A 19,186-nucleotide genomic window follows, 5' to 3' on the forward strand; every position below is an offset into this window, starting at 1 on the left:
GAACTGCAAAATAGTTGCGCATATTATTGATTGTAGTATTTAATTAACTTTTTTAGTTGTTTTTTATTTACCTCAATAGCGCTTTTATTTCTTAAATCTGTAATCCAGTTTTTCTCTAAATGATTTTGGTAGTCATTCATTACCTGACCTTTTACTTTCTTAAACTCTTTGTTATTGTATTTACTAATATTGGTTGTATAATACTTTTTTAAACCCAATGTATCTTTAGATGATTTATCCCAAATTTTTTGTTGCATTAACTCAAATAATAACAACCCATCTTTGTATTCTTGTAATGTATAGGCAAATTCTGGCTCTGTTTTTTCTAAATTTTCTTTATAATATGCTAAGATTTCTTGGTCTTTAAAATCTTCAAATAAATCAAAAACAGGTTTATTTTTTTTATTTTTTATATAATTTACAAAAACTTCTTGGGTAATTTCTTTATCATTAATTTTTAAAATTACAGATTGTAATGAATCTTTACTTAATGTTCGGATTTTTTTATGCTCAAAAATTTCTTTTGCTGTTTCGTTATCAGCAATAGTATATTGTTGTTTTAATTTGTTAATCACAGCCTTTTCAGATAATTGAGCTCTTGCCCCAGATTTTACTCTACTTTTTAGGTCTGCCTTAATATCATTAAAAGGAAGTACTGGATGTTTTTTTATCAATTGAACAATATGCCACCCAAAAGGACTTTGAAAGGGTTTAGAATACTCCCCTTCTTTATCTAAACTAAAAGCTACATCCTCAAAAGCTTTTACCATTACACCACTGCCAAACTTTCTTAGTTTACCTCCTTTAGATTTAGAACCAGTATCATTAGAAAATTTTCTTGCCAATGCTTTAAATTGCTCGTCTTTTTCTAACCTATTGTAAATAGAATCTATTAATTGTTTTGCATTTTTAGTTTCTTTGGTTAATAAAATATGTGCCACTTCAACCTCGCCTTTAGAAGGTCTTATTGCATCAACTTTTAAAATATGATATCCAAAACGAGTTCTGAAGGGCTTAGAAACTTCTCCTATTTTTGTATTGTAAGCAGCTTCTTCAAACGGATATACCATTTTAAATGCAGAAAAATAGCCTAAATTTCCTTGATTACCTTTTTTACCTCTTTTTTCATCATCTCTAGCTGAAGGATCCTCTGAAGTTTCTTCGGCTACTTTTTCAAAAGATTCTCCGTTAATAATTCTGTTTCTAATTTTAGTGATTTTTTGATAAGCCTCTAAAGTGTCTTTTGGCGTCGGAATTTTAGGAGTTCTAATTAAAATATGCTTTGCTTTAATTTCGTTTTTGGTTCTATAATACGCAGCTTTAACCAACTTGTTTACAAAAGCCGTATCTTGTAAATATGGAGCTGATAATTGATTTTTATAACCCTCCATTTCTTTTACGTAAGATGGCAAAGTATCTAAATGAATGCTATATGCTTCTTTAACTTTTAATTTGTAATTTATAAATAAATCTAAATTTTTTTGAACATCTTTAGCTTCATCATTATCAATAGCATCTAAGTTTTTTTCATAAACTCTTTTAAAATCTGCAACTGATGTATTTTCGCCATCAATAGTTAATAAAATTTTGTCTTTTTTTTGAGAAAAAACAACACTCGATAAACATAAAACTGTTAATAATACTAACTTCTTCATAAATTTATAATGATATAATTCCTTTAATTTTTTCAACTTTTTTATAATACCCAATTACCTCTTCTGCACTTTTTAATTTTAATACAATTGTAATACTAATGTATTTACCGGTTTTTGATTTTTTGGTTGTTATTACTGCACCTTTATTTTCAAAAACATCTTGTACTTCTTGCATTTGATTACCACTAGTAGGCACAATAAACTTGTACATATAATCTGCTGGAAAATTGGTTGTATCTTCTAGCTGACCTTTTAATTTAATATAAAAAGCACTTTTATCTTCCATAATTAGACATAATTTTTACAGATAACGAAACACAAAATTACATTAAAAATTAGTTTTATAGTACGAATCATTTATTTTTGTAAAAATTGCGAAACAATGAAAATCAAAATTAATCATTTTTAAGATAATATACTTGCAAAAAAAACAACAAAAAATCGTTTTAATTGGTGGTCCATCCACAGGAAAAACCAGTGTTTTAAACGCTTTAAAAGAAAAAAAATTATATTGTTTTGATGAAGTTTCTAGAGCAGTTACATTAAAAGCCCAAGAAAATGGTATTGAGCAACTTTTTTTAACAGCGCCTTTATTGTTTAGCGAAATGCTGTTAGAAGGTAGAGAAATGCAATATTTAGATGCTGAAAAACAAGAAGAAGCTGTTGTTTTTTTTGATAGAGGAATACCTGATGTTTTTGCGTATTTAAATTACTTTAAAACAGATTATCCTGATATATTTATTAAAAAAAGCAAACAATATACCTACGATTATATCTTTCATTTCTCTCCTTGGAAAGAAATACACACTACTGATAATGAGCGCTATGAAAGTTTTAAAGAAGCCAAAATTATTGACACTTTTTTAGTGGATGCTTATAAAAGTTTGGGGTATAAAATTACTACGATTCCTTTTGGTTCTGTTGATGAACGAGCCAACTTTATTATCAATTCGCTTGCTTGCGATTTATGATTGACATAAAGAAAATACTACAACACTATTGGGGTTATAATGATTTTAGGGAACCACAAGAACAAATAATTCGTTCAGTTTTAAATAAAAATGATGTAATTGCCTTACTGCCAACTGGAGGAGGAAAATCTATTTGTTTTCAAATACCTGTTTTAGCAAAAGAAGGGGTTTGTTTGGTAGTATCTCCGCTAATTGCACTAATGCAAGATCAAGTTGAAAACCTAAAAAAAAGAGGCATAAAAGCTACAATGATAAAATCTGGAGCTTCTTTAGAAGAAATTGTAGCGCTTTTTGATAACATTAAATTTGGTGGCTATAAATTTCTTTATATTTCTCCAGAACGCTTACAAACCTTATTAATTCAGCAAAAAATTAAAGAACTTAATATATCTTATATTGCTATTGATGAGGCACATTGTATTTCTGAATGGGGTCATGATTTTAGACCTACTTACAGAAAAATTAAGATTTTAAAAGAATTACAACCCAATATTAATTTTATAGCATTAACAGCTACTGCCAATAAAAAAGTATTAAGTGATATTGCTACAAATCTCGAATTAACATCTCCTAAATTTTTTAGTAAATCTTTTTTTAGACAAAATTTAGCTTATCAAGTTTTTACTGTTGAAGACAAATTATTAAGACTAAAACAGATTTTTACCAAAACAAAAAAACCAGCCATTGTTTATGTAAATTCTAGAAAAAAAACAAAAGAGATTGCAAACTTTCTAAACGCCAACCATTTTAAAAGTAGCTTTTATCATGGTGGTTTACCATTAAAAGAAAAAGAAACTGCATACCAAAACTGGATGTCTGAATATACACCAATTATGGTAGCAACGAATGCTTTTGGAATGGGAATAGATAAAGCTAATGTGGGTATTGTTGTGCATTTTGATTTGCCATATTCTTTAGAAAATTACATACAAGAATCTGGCAGAGCAGGTAGAAATGAAAAAAAATCTTTTGCTGTGTTATTAAAAAATGAGCACGATATTTCTGTTTACAAACAACAGTTAAAAAAATCATTACCTAGTATTATCGAGGTAAAAGAAATTCATAGAAAATTATATCAGTATTTTAGAATTGCAAACGGAGAATTGTCTGAAGAAATGCATCAATTTCAGGTTTCTGAATTTTCTAGAACTTATCATTTTTCAACAAGAAAAGTAACATCGATTATCCAAATTTTGTCTAATAATGGTGTTTTAGCAATTTCAAATACATTCAATCAAAAATCAACAATCCTTTTTAATACTAGCAGTAAAAAAGTACTTTCATACACCATAAATAAAAACTATACTAAAACCCTAATAAATTCTTTACTAAGAAGTTATTCTGGTTTATTTAAACAAGAAGTTCATATAGATGAGTTTTTACTAGCAAAAAAAACCAACACCACATCACAACAAGTAATTAGCACTCTAAAACAGTTACATCAAGATAAAATATTAGATTATAAACAAATACGTAGTGATGCCGAAATTCAGTTTTTAGTGCCAAGAGAAGATGATAGAACCATTAATTTATGCGCTAAAGAAATCAAACAATTTTTATATCAAAAACAAAAAAAATCAGACGATTTTTTGCACTATATTCAGAATAATTCGACCTGTAGAAGTATACAAATTTTGCATTATTTCGATGAAAAAACCAAACAAAAATGTGGCATTTGTGATGTATGTTTATCCGAAAAAAAAGAGAGAACAAAAACGATTTCTGATAAAATTGTAGATTTATTAACAGAAAAAAAAGCCCTTACATCTCAAGAAATAAATCAACATTTAAAAGCAAACGAAAAAGACATTTTAATACATTTGCGTTGGCTTTTATCTGAGCATAAAGTACAAATCAATCATCAAAACAAATACCAACTAAAAGATAAATTATGAAAAAAACACGTATCGTTTTTATGGGTACTCCAGATTTTGCAGTTACTATTTTAAAACATCTAGTGGATGATCATTACAACATTGTTGGTGTAATTACTGCACCTGATAAACCCTCTGGAAGAGGACGAAAATTAAATCAATCTGCAGTAAAAAAATATGCTTTATCTGAGAATTTAACTATTCTACAACCTAAAAATTTAAAGGATATTGGTTTTCAACAAGAACTACAAAATTTACAAGCAGATTTGCAAATTGTTGTTGCTTTTAGAATGTTACCCAAAACAGTTTGGCAAATGCCTAAATTAGGAACATTTAATTTGCATGCATCTTTATTGCCTGAATATAGAGGTGCAGCACCAATTCATTGGGCAATTATTAATGGTGAAACTAAAACAGGGGTAACTACTTTTTTTATTGACGATAAAATTGATACTGGAGCAATTATTCTACAAAAATCAATTACTATTGCTAACACCGAAACTGTAGGATCTTTACATGATAAATTGATGTTTTTAGGTGCAGATTTAGTGGCTAAAACCATAGATTTAATAGATAAAGGAGAAATTACTACTATAAAACAACCTAACTTAGAAGAAAAATCTGCTCCTAAACTACATACCGAAAATACTAAAATTGATTGGCAAGCTTCTTTAGATAATATTTATAATATGATTCGAGGTTTAAACCCATTTCCTACTGCTTGGACTACTATTAAAAATAATGACGATGAAATTTATACTAAAATTTACAGTGTAGATAAATTGCCAGAATCTCATGAGTATAAAATTGGAACAATCATTACTACTAAAAAAGAATTAAAAGTAGCCGTAAAAAATGGTTATATACGTATTAATGAAATAAAATTAGCTGGAAAGAAAAAAATGGATACCCAAAGTCTTTTAAATGGTTTTTCATTTTCAGAAAATGCAAAGATGCTATAACTCCCTTTATTTATAAGGTTTTCCAAAATTTTTAAAATAACAAAGTTACTTTATTAACAATTTAGCACTATTTATTAACAAAATAGTGTTTTTTTGAGGCGCTAATTGGTGCAAACCCTTAATACGTCTATATTTGTTAGGCTTATTAGCAAAAAAATATACAATTAATTTTTAAATTCTATTTATTATGAACAAGTCAGATTTAATTGACGCGATGGCTGCAGACGCAGGAATATCTAAAGTAGCAGCTAAAGCAGCATTAGAATCTTTTACAGACAACGTAACCTCTGCATTAAAAGGTGGTGGTAAAGTTGCTTTAGTTGGTTTTGGTACTTTCTCTGTGTCTCATAGAGCTGCAAGATCAGGAAGAAATCCACAAACAGGAGCTACTATAGAAATCGCTGCTAAAAATGTACCTAAGTTTAAAGCTGGTGCTGGATTAAGTGACGCTGTCAACTAATAACTACAGTATAATTTCTTACTAAACTCTCTTATTTAAGAGAGTTTTTTTTATTCCTATATTTTGTATATATTTACTTATGCCTTATTTAAAACCACTTAAAGGTAGGTTATTAATTGCTGAGCCTTCTATACTAAATGACAACTCTTTTAATAGAGCTATTATTTTGATAACAGAACACACTAAAAGTAGTTCTGTTGGTTTTATTTTAAACAGACCCCTTGAATATACATTACAAGATTTGATTCCTGAAATAGAATCTGATTTTAAAATTTACCAAGGAGGCCCTGTAGAACAAGATAATTTATATTTTGTGCATAAAGTACCTCACTTAATACCTGATAGCATTGCAATTGATAATGATATCTTTTGGGGAGGTAATTTTGACTCATTAAAAGAATTGTTAAACGCTGGCACCTTATCTAACACTGATATCCGTTTTTTCTTAGGATATTCTGGTTGGGGTAGCAATCAATTGGTAGATGAAGTAAATACAAACTCTTGGTTTATCTCTGAAAATGATATTGATGATATTTTTTGTAACAATAGTGATTCATTATGGCGTAATAAAATACTTCAAAAAGGCGGAGGCTATAAAATCTGGGCAAACGCCCCAAACGACATTCATTTAAATTAAACAAACGTTACTGCCAACACCTTTAAACTTTGCATTAATTTATTAGAGAAATTAGTTGTGAATTTTTTCTTTTTGTAATGAGTAACTGGCTGAACACCTATAATTGCATTGGTAATAAAAACCTCATCTGCCTTTTGAATCTCAAATGGAGAAATGTTGGTTTCCTCTAGAGTATAATCAGGGTTTTTAGTAATTACCTCTATTATTTTACCCCTTGCAACGCCTTTAATACAGCCTTCGGTTAATGCAGGTGTTTTTATCACATTTCCTTTTACTATAAAAATATTAGCATTTGTAACCTCTACCACTCCTTTATTTTCATTGATTAAAACACAATTATCTAGGTCATTTTCTTTTGCATAAATACTAGCTAATGTGTTTAGCATTCTATTATTAGTTTTTATGGTTGATAATAACCCTGAATAATTATAAAAATCTTTAAAAACATCAACTTTATATGTTTCTTTAGTGATATATGTATTTTGTTTAACGTCAATTAAATAATCAATTTTATTCGTTTTTGGGGTGTACAAACCACCATCTTTTCTATAAACATTTAATCTTACTCTAAACGAGTTTGCGTTATCATGTACAGCAATTGTTTTTAAAATTTCTTTTTCTAAATATTCAAGCGTAAAATTCATAGGAATTTTCATACGCAACATACGCATTGAAGCCATTAATCTGAAATAATGATCTTCCCAAAAAATAATTTTATTGTTGTTTACTTTTATGGTTTCAAAAACTCCATCACCATATTTAAACCCTCTATTTTCTATAGTAAGTTTTACATTTTTTTCGAACAACAATTCACCATTAAAATTTACCATTTGTATATTTTTTGTATTTGCAAAATTACAGTTTTTTGTTAGATTTTAAACATAAAAAAACTCAACTAAGCGTTGAGTTTTTTACTTATTTTACTTTAGTCTATGCACCAATTGTATGTCTAAGTTCGTCTATTTGATTTTCCCATAATTGTTTAGATTCTTCAACTTCATCTTCATCTTCGGCAAAATCTGTAACGATTAAAGATACATCTTTTGTTAGCGCATCAACTTGAATTCTTATTTCAAAATAACTTTCATCATCTTCACTCTCTAGCCATTTAAACCTAATTCTCTCGTCTGCTTTTTTGGTAATTAACTTTGCTTGCTCTTCAGTACCTTCCCACTCAAAAGTAAAAATTTTACCTCTTGAATTAACTTTATCAGCAAACCATTCTTGTAAATTAGAAGGTGATGATATATACTGATATAACATATTTGGGGAAGCGTGAATTGGTATTTCTAACTCGTATTGTACTTTATCCATTGGGTGTAACTTTGGATGACAATATAGGTATTAATTCTATTTAAAAAAAATTTTTAAACTCTACTTGCTAGTATGTAAAAATAAATTATATTTGCAGCCTCAAAACCTAATGGCGAGGTAGCTCAGTTGGTTAGAGCGCAGGATTCATAACCCTGAGGTCACGGGTTCAAATCCCGTCTTCGCTACAAAGCTTAAAACTAATGAAATCAACGAATTGTGTCTCACAATTCGTTTTTTTTATGCCTTCATTTTTCTTACTTTTACAAGGGGTACACGATAGAGTACACGATTTACCTATGAAATTGAATTATTCTGAACCAAAAATCTATACAGGTGGAGTAGATATTACTGCTTGGTCTAAGCTATCTGCAAAAGCAAAAAAAGAGGCATTATCAAAAAGGTGGTATATCTATTATTCCTTTCGAAATCCTGCTACAGGAAAATTAGTAAGACAAACCAACATTAAAGCCGGAGTTAACCTTTATAAAGACAAAAAAAGCAGGCTTCATATTTTACTTCAACTTAAAAAAAGTCTAGAATATATCTTAGCTAAAGGTTATAATCCTTATGAAGATAATACTTCTTTGGCTGATTTTATTGAGCAACTTCTTACTAATGATGGAAGCAAAAATGAACCTAAGCCAAAACAAAAAAATATTGAAAAATCAGTAATCTCGGAAAACAAAAAAGAAGAGAATAATACTCCCCTCCACCCTATCAAAGAATCTTTTGAACTCGGTTTAGAAATAAAGTCAAAAGTTTTAAAAGGAGTCTCTTACCAAAATTTTAGCAATAGAATAAACCGATTTAACAAATGGTTAATTGAACAAAAAATTGATATCAACAACGATATTTCTACAATAAACAAGAAACTTGTCATACAATATTTAAATACTGTATTACAAAATTCTAGTGCTAGAAATAGAAATAATACACGTACAGATATCAGTTCTTTATTTCAAACTTTAGAGGATAATGAAATCATAACAGACAATTTTGTTAAGAAAATTAATGTATTAAAATCAAATCCTGAACGAAACAAAACATATACCTCTACTGAACAAAAAGAAATTTTTAAATATCTAAAAGAAAAAGAGCCTGTATTACATTTGTTTGTTCAATTTGTCTCCTACAATTACTTACGACCTGTAGAAGTTTGCCGACTAAAAATTGGTGATATCGATTTAATTGACAAAAAAATATCAGTTAGAGCCAAAAATAAGGCTGTAAAAACCAAGATTATACCTAATATTTTAGTAACGCAACTGCCTGATATTTCTAAAATGGATAAAAACCATTATTTATTTACTCCAACCAAAATTGGAGGTGAATGGGAAACTAAAGAAAATAACAAACGTAATTACTTTTCGAAACAATTTAAAAAAGTAAAAGATCATTTTGGTTTAGGTAAAGAGTATGGCTTATACAGTTTTAGACACACCTTTATTACCAAATTATATAAAGAAATGGCAAAAACAGCTACACCTTTTGAGGTAAAAAGCAGATTAAAACTAATTACTGGACACGCAACAATGGATGCTTTAGAATTGTACTTAAGAGATATCGATGCTGTATTACCAGAGGATTACTCAAATTTATTAAAATGATAAAACAAAAATATTTTGGAATCTACACTTCTGATAAATCGAGCCATAATGAAGTTATTGAATTTCTAGTTGAAAACAATATTTTAATTCCTATAACACCTTTAAACTCTTTTGAAAAGTCAAATACTGCTGAAAAAGGTGGGGTTGAATTAGTTTTTAGGTTTGCTATTAAAGATAAATCCTATGATTTCACAGAAAAGTTCATCGACGAAATTTTTCTATTTATTAAAACCTTTATTACTGGATTAATAAACGCTAACCTTATTTTGTTCAATAGAGATTTTGATATATTGACTTACGGTTATTCTACTAAAAAAAAGAGAAAAGAAGCATTAAAAAAATTTGATCAAATTTTTTATGAGTTAATTGAGAAGAAAAAAATTGGTCTAGGCCAAAATTCAGATGGATATATTGGCTCAGAAAGTAGGTTTGAAGCATTAAAAAAAGAACAATTATCATTTAAAAATAAATTTAAGTTAGATTTGGGCATTGTACTAAACTACCTATTAGGAAATAAGGATTTTTTTAATCGAGAACTTCTTGATAATCATCCATTACTATTAGAAATATTTGAGTTTGAAAACAGTTTGAAAATTTTAATTGAATTAAACAGAAGATTTAAATTTGAAAACGATGATATTTTCACTCCAAAACCTAAATCAAAACTTATTTTTGAAGAATATTCAAACCAGTTTCATTCCTTGAAGCAAATTGAATTTATTGTAAACCAAATTGAATCAAATGAAAAAATAAATAGAGCCTTTATTATATCTCTTTTTGATTTTTTTAGTGGCAGTTTGAAAATTAAAACACCCTCAGCCAAACTCTTTGGAGAAATTATTAACGAACACTTTGGTTTTAATTTTAGTGAAATTGGATTGAATGGATCTGAAGGTGACAAGCATAGACAAAGAATCGAAACTTTTAAAAAAGATTGGGAGATTTTCACAAGTTAGAAGCTGATTTTTAACATTTCCCAAAAAACTAAAAATTCCCCATACTTTTCCCACAAATCCCCCAAACTCCTCCCCTTTTAAAATACGCATTGCATCACAATATTGCACCTAGTTAAATCTTGTTAATTAGGTAGTTATCTATTGATGTAAAATCACCTTACTTTTTAGCAAGCATTTATTTAACTATTAATGTTTTAAAAAAAAGTAAAATGGAAAAAACCATCAATTTTAGAATTTCAGAAGAAACAAAGTTAGAATTACAAGTTATTGCAGATGAAAGAGAAATTAAAGTATCTCATTTAATAAGAGCTATCATTACTGATTTTATAGAAGATTACTACGACGTTCCCGATCCAATTATTATGTACAGTCAAACACCTATAGAAGTTATTCTCGATGTTCCAAATAGTGATCATTTTAACCAATAAATCGATATGCTATGTTATCAGAAAAAATCGATTTGATTAAAAAGGATATTCATATCCACGAACAAAAATTAAACTCCAATCCTTTAGAAACAGGTTGTTTAATTGTAAAAGAAGCCAATACTTGGGTTAACGAAGCAAAAAATAGACCCATACCAAATATGTTATTTAGCGAACTTTGGTATGAAAATGAAGTCTGTATTTTATTTTCTGATACTAATTTAGGGAAATCAATTCTTGCTGTTCAAATAGCAGATAGTTTAAGCAAGGGAAAAAAAATATATGGTTTCAAATTAGAAGGTTCTGCTAGAAATGTATTGTATTTAGATTTTGAGTTATCCGATAAACAGTTTGAAAATAGATATTCTGATAATTTTACAAATCATTATCAATTCAATAAAAATTTTCTAAGAGCTGAGTTAAATACGGATTCAGGGTTACCAAAGGAATATAAGAATTTTGAAGAATACCTTTGTAATACTTTACCAGATAGCATCTCTAAACATAAAGCATCAATTTTAATTGTTGATAATCTCACCTATTTAAGCGGTGAAAATGAAAAAGCTAAAGATGCTTTGGTATTGATGAAAACGCTAAAACAAATCTCAAGAATACATCGTGTATCAATTTTAGTGTTGGCACATACTCCAAAAAGAGATGAAACTAAACCTATTACAAAAAATGACTTGGCAGGGAGTAAAATGTTAATGAATTTTTGTGATAGTTGTTTTACTATTGGTAAAAGTTCTCAAGACACCTCTTTAAGGTACATCAAGCAAATAAAGCAAAGAAATACAGAACACATTTATGATTCTGAGAATATTTTACTGTGCAGTATAACTAAAGAAACCAACTTTTTAAGGTTTTGTTTTGAAGAGTTTGATTCTGAAAAAAACCACCTACAAACTACTAACAATAAAAGCTCTGACGAAATAAATGATCAGATAAGAGTGCTTGTCGCTGAAGGTTTGACAAATGAGAAAATTGGAAGCAGGTTAGGGTATTCAGAATCAGGAATTAGAAGTAGAAGAAAAAAATTAAATCTTTAATATGGTTGCTTCTGATGTATATAATATAGCTAAAGCTCTTCCAAAAGAAGAGTTTACCAAGCTATACAATATGCTCAGAAATGATGTTAACAAAAACAACATAAAAGCAAAAAACAAGTTACCTGAATTTACTAAAGAAGATGCTTTACGCTATTTATTGGAAAACCATATTAAAAAAAATCGCACAAATCGCATTAAATAAATAGTACGAAAAATACGATTAGTGCGAATCTTATATTATGAAAAAAAATTATAAATACAGTTTAGATACGTCAAGTAAAAAGTTTGTCTGCTCAAATTGCAATAAAAAAACATTTGTAAAATTTATTGATAATGAAACCCAACAATACTTAAATCATATTGATGGCAGGTGTGATAGAGAAAGTAAATGTGGCTACTTTAAAAAACCATCAGGTAATACAATTTCTACTATTTGTAATACAAATTGTAATACAACTGTAATACAAACTACGTATCACAATCAAAATCTGCTGCAACGGTATGCAAACTGCAAACAACAAAGCAATTTTATAATTTATTTGCACAAACACTTTACGCAACAAGATGTATTACGTGTTGTAAAAAAGTATCACATTTGTACTACAAATTATTGGTATGGTGCCACCCTATTTTGGCAGATTGATGATTTAAATAGAATTAGAGGTGGAAAAATAATGAAATACAATAGTATTACAGGTAAAAGAGTTAAAGAACCTTTTAATCACGTTAGTTGGATGCATAAACAATTAAAATTACCCAATTTTGTATTACAACAATGTTTATTTGGCCTGCATCTTATAAATACAATTTCTAAAAGTGATACGATTTGTATCGTAGAATCTGAAAAAACCGCAATTATTATGAGTCTATTAATTCCTGATTTTTTGTGGTTGGCTACTGGCAGTAAAACAGGTTTTAAAGAGGAAATATTAGCCCCTGTTAGAAAATATAAAATTATAGCTTATCCAGATAAAACTGAGTTCAGTAAATGGAATGCAACTACCCAACTTTTAAATAAAAAAGGTTTTCAAATTGAATGCAGTCAACTTTTAGAAAATTTTGATATTGAAGATGGTGGAGATTTGGTGGATTTTTTAGTTTAAAAGCGAGTTGATTTTCATCAACTCGCTTATTTATAGTCACTCCTTTTTACTTAAGACTATTCAGGAAAACCTGTTCCTAAATTCTCAGGTCCAGAACCAGAAGAACCGCCAGAACCTGCAACAGCACTTTGGGCTTGACCTTTCATTGGTGTTAATATCATATAGGTACTTAATGATACAAATGCGGCATGCTTACCAAAAGTCCCAATTTTTTTTAGAGCCTCCTTTCTTGAAATATCCATCTCTTTATTACTCATTTCCAAATCTTTTTCGTTTTTTAAATTTTTCTCTTCTTTCATAATTGGGTGTTATTATTTTATAATTATTTTTTGACTTTTTATTTGGTTTTTAACCGATACTGAAATTAAATAAATACCATGTTCAATATTTTGAGGTAAATTTATTTTATTGGTATTTATGTCTAGGCTCTCATTCAAAATTTCTTGACCAATCATATTGCTAATTTTAACCACTTTATTTGTTTTAACACCCTCAATATGCAGCACGCGTTTGTTGACAAAAACATTTACGTTATCCAATTCTAAGGTTTCACTAGATAAGGCACTTGTAGTTTTAAAGTGAACAAAAAATCTATCCTTTGTAGTAGTTTCTTCACTAAAATCAGGTAAAAAAGGATTTTCTGTACTAACCATATAATCTTTTCTTAGCAATCTATCCTCAATTACAACATTAATACCTTCTGGCAGATTTACTGCACTTATGGCAAACTTTACATTCTCAATACTTGGCAAATTTAACCCTAGAGGAATAACACTATTTTCGATCTGCGTATTCGGTAAGGACTGAATACTGTAATTATCATTTGAACTATTATCGGCAAGATGGCTAAACAAATCAAAACTAGCCCCGTCAAAGTTTCTAATATCATATCCAGTATCAAAACCAAAAGTTGCGTTTGGGTAAAACTTAATTGCAGTTTTTACCTGATAATCATTATTTTCTAAAGCTAGTTCTACATACAAATCATTATTTTTAGCAAATGAAGTATTGCCTTCATTAGGTTTTAATGTTCTTTTATCTTCATTAAATTGAACATCAGTAACACCTGCTTTTAATTTTATAAAAAATCCTTGACCTGGTGTTAACGAACGACTGGAAATGTCTAACTCTGAAATTGGTATAAATTTATTTTGATTATTATCCCACATATAAATTCCTTTAAATCCATCATCTAGTGCGTCGTAATTTTGATTTAAAAAACTATTATCACCATTTTTATTTGCTGGATAATAGGTTGTAAAAGGATTTCCTATTGGATTCCACTGACCTGCAATTAATGTTTTACTAGCATTGGCCGTTGTTAAAGTTCCTGTAAAAGTTACAGAACCATCCGTGGCTCTCGACATGGAATAACTATCTCCTGCAATAAATGTTTCAGAAGGTGCTACATCGGTTGTATAATATTTCCACTTTTGTCCTGAACTCTCAGAATTATCATAATAGCCAATAGCATATTGATTTGGAGATAAACCTGTAGTTACTCTTATATCATTATCTGGTTCTACAGCAAACTCTTTAATCTTTTGACCAGTAACAGGTGGTGTAACCAAACTCCATTTATTGGCTTTTAAACCTCCTCTTTTATAAACTACATTACCTGTGGCTTCACCTGTAATAAATAACACAGAACTGTTATCATTTTCTGAATCCATAATAATAGATCCATTATTAACCATTGTTGTAATGGTTTTTAAAGAAAATGTAGGGTTTATTACAATAGTTCCTTCATTTACTAAAGATTTTATTTCTGAAATCTCATCACCAATTTGCAAAGTGGTACCTGGTGGAATACTTACATCATCTGTTTCTGAAGGTACAATACCATTTGCCCAGTTTTCTGGGTCGCTCCAACTGCCGTTATTTGTGGTTGGTGTAGTTTTTGCAGCGGTTGTAAAGGTTAAATAACTTCCTGAATAAGTAGATCCAGATTGTGTTTCAATATTTGCTCTAAATGTATATAACGTATTTGGTTCTAGACCGTCAACTACCGTAGAAAAATCTCCAGAATTTATGCTAGTACTCACAATAATATCAGAACCTTGCCCTGGAATGTCAAAAAATATCTTATCAATTGTTAATAAACTTTGGTTAGTAAATGAACCCGAAAGTGTTGCAGATTTGCTCTCTATTAGACTTGCGTCAATTGTTGTTACAATTGGTTCTGCAGGTAAATTTCTACTACGCACATCACTTCTATAACCATCAGCAAATGCTCTAAAATAATAAGTTGTAGAAGGTTCTAAACCTCCTATTGTTACAGAATATGGACTGCTTGAAAAACCACCATACTCATTTTCATAAACTTGATTACTCGGGTTATTATCTGTACCGTATGCTACACCCCATTGTCTACCACTATATCTACCTCGAGAAATTTGAGTTACCTCTACAGATACCTCTGCAGAGGAAGGTTTTGTAGTAATATCTGTTATGTCTACATCTAATATTGCTTGTTGTGTATGAATGGCTAAACTATTTAAAGTAATTACTGTGCTACCACTACCTCCTAGTAAAACCCCATTTCCAGCAGTATTTGTTACTTTACTATATTCAGCAAATAAGATACGGTTTAAAGTGTACAAACTAACATAATTTAAACTACCTATTGCAATATCAACATTACCTGAACCGCTGTCACTGAAACCATAAGTATTTGAATCACTAAAAGATATGCTAACCCCAAAATTATCACCTGGATTTTCGCCATCGATATCTTCACCTACCTGAGACCATACGCTATCTGATTCTTCAAATATTCTTACATGTCCTGCATTTATACCATTTCCGTCATTTCCTGTTGCACCTACAGCTAAGATATTAGTTCTACTAAGTTTAATCTCTATCCCAAAATTATCGCCTGCAGCTTCTCCATCAATATCATTACCTAATTGAGACCAAACACCATCTATCTCTTGATACACACGCACATGACCCGAGTCAATGCCATTTCCATCATTTCCGGGTGCCCCGATTGCCACTATTTTACCGGAACCAGATAATGAAATACTCGACCCAAAATTATCTCCTGCAGTTTCCCCATCGATATCTGCACCTAATTGAGACCAAACACCATCTATTTCTTGATACACACGCACATGACCCGAGTCAATACCATTTCCATCATTTCCTGGTGCTCCAATTGCCACTATTTTACCGTCATCAGATAATGAAACACTCGACCCAAAATTATCACCTGTAAATTCTCCTAAAATATCTGCTCCTAATTGAGACCAAACACCATCTACTTCCTGATATATACGAACATAACCCGAGTCAATTCCATTTCCATCATTTCCTGGTGCTCCTACTGCTAATCTTTTAGAAGAAGTCATATCAACACTAGCACCAAAATTATCTCCTGCTGCTTCACCTGTAAATGTTGCAAGTACTTCGTAATCTGAATTAATAAGTCGATCATAATAGACCTGTACATCCCCTGCATCTTCTCCATTACTGTCATTTTTAGTATTTCCAACAGCAAATAACCTTGTGGATTGACCACCTCTTGCTGAAGAAATACTAGTTTTTTGATCGGCACTTATATTTTGACTAGACCAGTAGGTACTTCTTAAAGAGGTACGAAAACTTGAAACCTCTGAATAACTTGTTCCTGATGAATTTGTTGCATAAGCCCTGTAATAATACAAGGAATATTCAGGTAAATCATTGATTATTGTTTTAAAAGTATCATCACCAGAATTATTAATCACCTTTATCACGTCACTACCGTCAATCTCTGGAGTTTTATTTAAATTTGAATATAAAATTCCTCGTTCGATATCTGAATTAACGCCATCCTCAGCATAATTAGCTGTAATCTCTGCATAATTATAACTACTAGCAGATCTTTTTGCTGCTACCCGTGTTGTAAAAAACAAGATATCCCCATAACTAGTACCTGAAGAATTAATAGCATATGCTCTATAATAATACCCTTTATCGAAATTTAAATCTGTAATTGTTTCTGTAAAGTTTTCCAATCCTGAATTATTAATAACTTTAGTTGATGATTGACTTGTAACTGTAGGACCACTATATAAAGAATAAACAATCCCCCTTTCTATAACGTTTTCTCCACCATCATCAATAATAGAGCCACCCAATGTTACGGATGTAAGCGATACAATGGTGGCTGTTGTTGTTTGTACGGTTGCGGCAATTATATTTTTTTCGCCAATATTTTTATCTACCTCATCAAAACCAAAGGTATTTTGCACCTGAATAACGGTGAATATAAAAATTGTAAATAATAATAATCTTGTTTTCATAATTATTTTTTTTTAAATAAAGTGTTAATAGTAAATTTTTAATAAAAACAAATATGACAACAAGTACCTGCTCCAAAAATACCTATAAGTAGGTATTTTTTACAAAAACAGCATTTTTATAACATCAATAATTATGCGGAAATTTTTTAGAGTTTCCAAAAAATTTATATACTAGATTTATAGAATAAATAAAAAGTAAAGTATTTACACCATTATCAGCCCAAATTTTAGCGCCTAATTCTTCGTCTTTTTTGTTATTGTAAAGAGCCTCATGGAATTTATAGAAGAAAATTGAAAATAATAGCAAGAAATAAAGCAACTTGAAAACGAAGATTCAAGCCTTATTGTAATCTAACAATAATGTTTCAGTTTAAAGATTTTAATTGATTTAAAAATTGTCATTTTGTCTTTTTAACACTAGAAGCATTTCACTGAATACACATATTGTTTTTTTTTAGTTTTGTAATTTTATTTTTTCGTTCAATTTTGTCGAGATTTACAAAATAAGTACTTTTACAAAGTTAGGATCTTTACTTTATAATTTACAACAACCTTTTGTAATACAAGTAAATTGGTTTTCAAAGAAGCATAAGAGTAGGAGCATCAAAAGTAGGAGAGCTAATGCTACAAATTGCGATATTCACCGAATACAACAAAAATTAAATTTTAATATGATTAAAAATGACCTATAAAGAAGTACTCGTATTTGTTGCAAAATGCCTAACCATTTCTCATGAAGAGCATAATAAAATACTCGTTGAAAAAAAACTACAAGAAGATACTATAAATTGGAACTTGGTTGTTCAATTTAGCACAGACCAATTTGTGTTCCCTGCCTTATACTGCAATTTAAAAAGAGTTGATTTGCTACACTATTTGCCAGATGACTTGGTTGCTCTAATGGAATATATTGCAGACTTAAATCGTAAGAGAAATGAGAAAATAATGGTGCAAGCTAAAGAAATTAATCAATTACTATTGACTAATAATATTAAGCCTATTTTTTTAAAAGGTGCAGGAAACTTGCTAGAAGATCTCTATGAAGATACTTCAGAGAGAATGGTTGGGGATATTGATTTTATTGTGAGAGAAGAGGAGGTTGATAAAACAGCTGCAATTTTTGATGAATTGGGATACACAAACGGTGGTAGTATATATTCTAAAGGTAGTAGACATTTGCCTACATTAATGCATCAAAAAAAAATTGCAAATGTAGAAATTCATACAGAATTACTGCCTAAACCTTATAGAACTGAGTTTAATTATAATTTAATAAAACAAAATGTCAAAATTATTAATGATATTCATGTAATCAGTTTTGAAAATCAATTAGCGCTATCAATTATTGCAGATCAAATTAATGATAGCGGGTTTCTCTTCAAAAATATTTCTCTAAGAAACGCCTATGATGTGTTTTTACTATCAAAAAAAACTGAAGCGAAAACAAATTTTAATCGTTTTGATCGATTAAAGCACCCTTTAAGTTGTTTTTTAGCAACTAGTTTTTATGTTTTTAATAAACCTAGTTCTTTACAATATGAATCGACTAAAGAAATACAAGCATATTTGAAATCTTTTAATGAGGAACTAGGAAATACTATTTTAAGAAATAAGCGCCATAACAAAATAAAAAGAGAAAAAAAAATTAAAAATAAATTAAGATTTGTATATCGGTTGTTCTTTGATAAAGTTTTTAGGGTTTTTATCATTAAAAAACTAAAAAACAAGCACCTGTGGAAGAAAAAAATAAAGCAATTAATCTAAACCTTTAATTTTGTATTGAAACAAAAAAGTGAATAGAAAAAGCTAGAATATTATTATTCATAAATTGATTTCAAAATTATATTTTCCGTAAGTAATCACAAAATCTTTGTAAAATTTTAA

18 protein-coding genes and 1 tRNA gene are annotated in these 19,186 nt (G+C 29.4%); 13 read left to right on the forward strand and 6 right to left on the reverse strand.

The genetic code is table 11. From position 1 onward, the window contains the following. Positions 1-23: 23 nt before the first annotated feature. Together SJY27_RS03625 and SJY27_RS03630 are read right to left on the reverse strand one after the other, a co-directional pair. The gene (locus tag SJY27_RS03625) at positions 24-1,655 is read right to left on the reverse strand and encodes a peptidylprolyl isomerase (protein ID WP_397446898.1); all 1,632 of its coding nucleotides are present in this window, start codon (positions 1,653-1,655) and stop codon (positions 24-26) included. Positions 1,656-1,659: 4 nt separating this feature from the next. Next, positions 1,660-1,941 carry a DUF493 family protein gene (locus SJY27_RS03630; RefSeq protein WP_397446899.1) on the reverse strand — a complete coding sequence of 94 codons (282 nt, stop codon included), beginning with the start codon at positions 1,939-1,941 and terminating at the stop codon, positions 1,660-1,662. 133 nt (positions 1,942-2,074) lie between these two features. Here SJY27_RS03630 and SJY27_RS03635 point away from each other — a divergent pair, with 133 nt between their 5' ends. The 5 genes from SJY27_RS03635 to SJY27_RS03655 all read left to right on the forward strand — a co-directional run bounded on the left by SJY27_RS03635 (position 2,075) and on the right by SJY27_RS03655 (position 6,559). Beyond that, entirely contained in the window at positions 2,075-2,626 is a 552-nt protein-coding gene (locus SJY27_RS03635; protein WP_397446900.1) for an AAA family ATPase, read from the forward strand. Beyond that, a complete protein-coding gene (locus tag SJY27_RS03640; protein ID WP_397446901.1) occupies positions 2,623-4,521 on the forward strand; it encodes an ATP-dependent DNA helicase RecQ in 1,899 nt (632 codons plus the stop codon). Before SJY27_RS03635 ends, SJY27_RS03640 begins: the two co-directional genes overlap by 4 nt. Further along, positions 4,518-5,462 carry a methionyl-tRNA formyltransferase gene (gene fmt / locus SJY27_RS03645; protein ID WP_397446902.1) on the forward strand — a complete coding sequence of 315 codons (945 nt, stop codon included), beginning with the start codon at positions 4,518-4,520 and terminating at the stop codon, positions 5,460-5,462. The genes SJY27_RS03640 and fmt overlap by 4 nt, the downstream gene beginning before the upstream one ends. A 187-nt stretch (positions 5,463-5,649) precedes the next feature. Next, a complete protein-coding gene (locus SJY27_RS03650; protein ID WP_397446903.1) occupies positions 5,650-5,922 on the forward strand; it encodes an HU family DNA-binding protein in 273 nt (90 codons plus the stop codon). Between the two features lie 79 nt (positions 5,923-6,001). Continuing rightward, the gene (locus SJY27_RS03655; protein WP_397446904.1) at positions 6,002-6,559 is read left to right on the forward strand and encodes a YqgE/AlgH family protein; all 558 of its coding nucleotides are present in this window, start codon (positions 6,002-6,004) and stop codon (positions 6,557-6,559) included. On the opposite strand, the gene SJY27_RS03660 is transcribed toward SJY27_RS03655, so the two are convergent. Together SJY27_RS03660 and SJY27_RS03665 are read right to left on the reverse strand one after the other, a co-directional pair. Next, a complete protein-coding gene (locus SJY27_RS03660) occupies positions 6,556-7,389 on the reverse strand; it encodes an aminotransferase class IV (RefSeq protein WP_397446905.1) in 834 nt (277 codons plus the stop codon). The two genes, SJY27_RS03655 and SJY27_RS03660, sit on opposite strands and share 4 nt — an antisense overlap. A gap of 100 nt (positions 7,390-7,489) precedes the next feature. Then, complete coding sequence (locus tag SJY27_RS03665) at positions 7,490-7,873, reverse strand: START-like domain-containing protein (protein WP_397446906.1); 384 nt, start codon at positions 7,871-7,873, stop codon at positions 7,490-7,492. Between the two features lie 111 nt (positions 7,874-7,984). On the opposite strand from SJY27_RS03665, the gene SJY27_RS03670 reads away from it, so the two are divergent. From SJY27_RS03670 to SJY27_RS03700, 7 genes are all read left to right on the forward strand, one after another. Then, positions 7,985-8,058 (forward strand) — tRNA-Met (locus SJY27_RS03670). 54 nt (positions 8,059-8,112) lie between these two features. Further along, positions 8,113-9,480 carry a tyrosine-type recombinase/integrase gene (locus tag SJY27_RS03675; protein WP_397446907.1) on the forward strand — a complete coding sequence of 456 codons (1,368 nt, stop codon included), beginning with the start codon at positions 8,113-8,115 and terminating at the stop codon, positions 9,478-9,480. Beyond that, complete coding sequence (locus SJY27_RS03680) at positions 9,477-10,436, forward strand: hypothetical protein (RefSeq protein ID WP_397446908.1); 960 nt, start codon at positions 9,477-9,479, stop codon at positions 10,434-10,436. Before SJY27_RS03675 ends, SJY27_RS03680 begins: the two co-directional genes overlap by 4 nt. A gap of 209 nt (positions 10,437-10,645) precedes the next feature. Beyond that, positions 10,646-10,864: a hypothetical protein gene (locus SJY27_RS03685; protein ID WP_397446909.1), complete on the forward strand. Its 219-nt coding sequence runs from the start codon at positions 10,646-10,648 to the stop codon at positions 10,862-10,864. Between the two features lie 11 nt (positions 10,865-10,875). Then, entirely contained in the window at positions 10,876-11,910 is a 1,035-nt protein-coding gene (locus SJY27_RS03690) for an AAA family ATPase (protein WP_397446910.1), read from the forward strand. Position 11,911: 1 nt separating this feature from the next. Next, positions 11,912-12,112 carry a hypothetical protein gene (locus SJY27_RS03695; RefSeq protein WP_397446911.1) on the forward strand — a complete coding sequence of 67 codons (201 nt, stop codon included), beginning with the start codon at positions 11,912-11,914 and terminating at the stop codon, positions 12,110-12,112. 37 nt (positions 12,113-12,149) lie between these two features. After that, positions 12,150-13,013 carry a DUF6371 domain-containing protein gene (locus SJY27_RS03700; protein ID WP_397446912.1) on the forward strand — a complete coding sequence of 288 codons (864 nt, stop codon included), beginning with the start codon at positions 12,150-12,152 and terminating at the stop codon, positions 13,011-13,013. A 56-nt stretch (positions 13,014-13,069) separates the two neighbouring features. Here SJY27_RS03700 and SJY27_RS03705 read toward each other — a convergent pair whose 3' ends face one another. Beyond that, positions 13,070-13,270: a hypothetical protein gene (locus SJY27_RS03705; RefSeq protein ID WP_397446913.1), complete on the reverse strand. Its 201-nt coding sequence runs from the start codon at positions 13,268-13,270 to the stop codon at positions 13,070-13,072. Between the two features lie 54 nt (positions 13,271-13,324). Next, positions 13,325-17,302, reverse strand: coding sequence for a T9SS type A sorting domain-containing protein (locus SJY27_RS03710; RefSeq protein ID WP_397446914.1), 3,978 nt, complete (start codon positions 17,300-17,302; stop codon positions 13,325-13,327). 681 nt (positions 17,303-17,983) lie between these two features. Here SJY27_RS03710 and SJY27_RS03715 point away from each other — a divergent pair. Beyond that, positions 17,984-19,066, forward strand: a complete 1,083-nt coding sequence (locus SJY27_RS03715; protein ID WP_397446916.1) for a nucleotidyltransferase family protein — start codon at positions 17,984-17,986, stop codon at positions 19,064-19,066. Positions 19,067-19,186: the final 120 nt, after the last annotated feature.

This window comes from Polaribacter sp. R77954, from assembly GCF_044595335.1.
GTDB lineage: Bacteria > Bacteroidota > Bacteroidia > Flavobacteriales > Flavobacteriaceae > Polaribacter.

Bases quoted from the DNA above. Each gene is read 5' to 3' on its own strand.
- SJY27_RS03625 (WP_397446898.1), bottom strand. From the start codon at position 1,655: ATGAAGAAGTTAGTATTATTAACAGTTTTATGTTTATCGAGTGTTGTT.
- SJY27_RS03630 (WP_397446899.1), bottom strand. From the start codon at position 1,941: ATGGAAGATAAAAGTGCTTTTTATATTAAATTAAAAGGTCAGCTAGAA.
- SJY27_RS03640 (WP_397446901.1), top strand. From the start codon at position 2,623: ATGATTGACATAAAGAAAATACTACAACACTATTGGGGTTATAATGAT.
- fmt (WP_397446902.1), top strand. From the start codon at position 4,518: ATGAAAAAAACACGTATCGTTTTTATGGGTACTCCAGATTTTGCAGTT.
- SJY27_RS03650 (WP_397446903.1), top strand. From the start codon at position 5,650: ATGAACAAGTCAGATTTAATTGACGCGATGGCTGCAGACGCAGGAATA.
- SJY27_RS03655 (WP_397446904.1), top strand. From the start codon at position 6,002: ATGCCTTATTTAAAACCACTTAAAGGTAGGTTATTAATTGCTGAGCCT.
- SJY27_RS03660 (WP_397446905.1), bottom strand. From the start codon at position 7,389: ATGGTAAATTTTAATGGTGAATTGTTGTTCGAAAAAAATGTAAAACTT.
- SJY27_RS03665 (WP_397446906.1), bottom strand. From the start codon at position 7,873: ATGGATAAAGTACAATACGAGTTAGAAATACCAATTCACGCTTCCCCA.
- SJY27_RS03675 (WP_397446907.1), top strand. From the start codon at position 8,113: ATGCCTTCATTTTTCTTACTTTTACAAGGGGTACACGATAGAGTACAC.
- SJY27_RS03680 (WP_397446908.1), top strand. From the start codon at position 9,477: ATGATAAAACAAAAATATTTTGGAATCTACACTTCTGATAAATCGAGC.
- SJY27_RS03685 (WP_397446909.1), top strand. From the start codon at position 10,646: ATGGAAAAAACCATCAATTTTAGAATTTCAGAAGAAACAAAGTTAGAA.
- SJY27_RS03690 (WP_397446910.1), top strand. From the start codon at position 10,876: ATGTTATCAGAAAAAATCGATTTGATTAAAAAGGATATTCATATCCAC.
- SJY27_RS03695 (WP_397446911.1), top strand. From the start codon at position 11,912: ATGGTTGCTTCTGATGTATATAATATAGCTAAAGCTCTTCCAAAAGAA.
- SJY27_RS03700 (WP_397446912.1), top strand. From the start codon at position 12,150: ATGAAAAAAAATTATAAATACAGTTTAGATACGTCAAGTAAAAAGTTT.
- SJY27_RS03705 (WP_397446913.1), bottom strand. From the start codon at position 13,270: ATGAGTAATAAAGAGATGGATATTTCAAGAAAGGAGGCTCTAAAAAAA.
- SJY27_RS03710 (WP_397446914.1), bottom strand. From the start codon at position 17,302: ATGAAAACAAGATTATTATTATTTACAATTTTTATATTCACCGTTATT.
- SJY27_RS03715 (WP_397446916.1), top strand. From the start codon at position 17,984: ATGACCTATAAAGAAGTACTCGTATTTGTTGCAAAATGCCTAACCATT.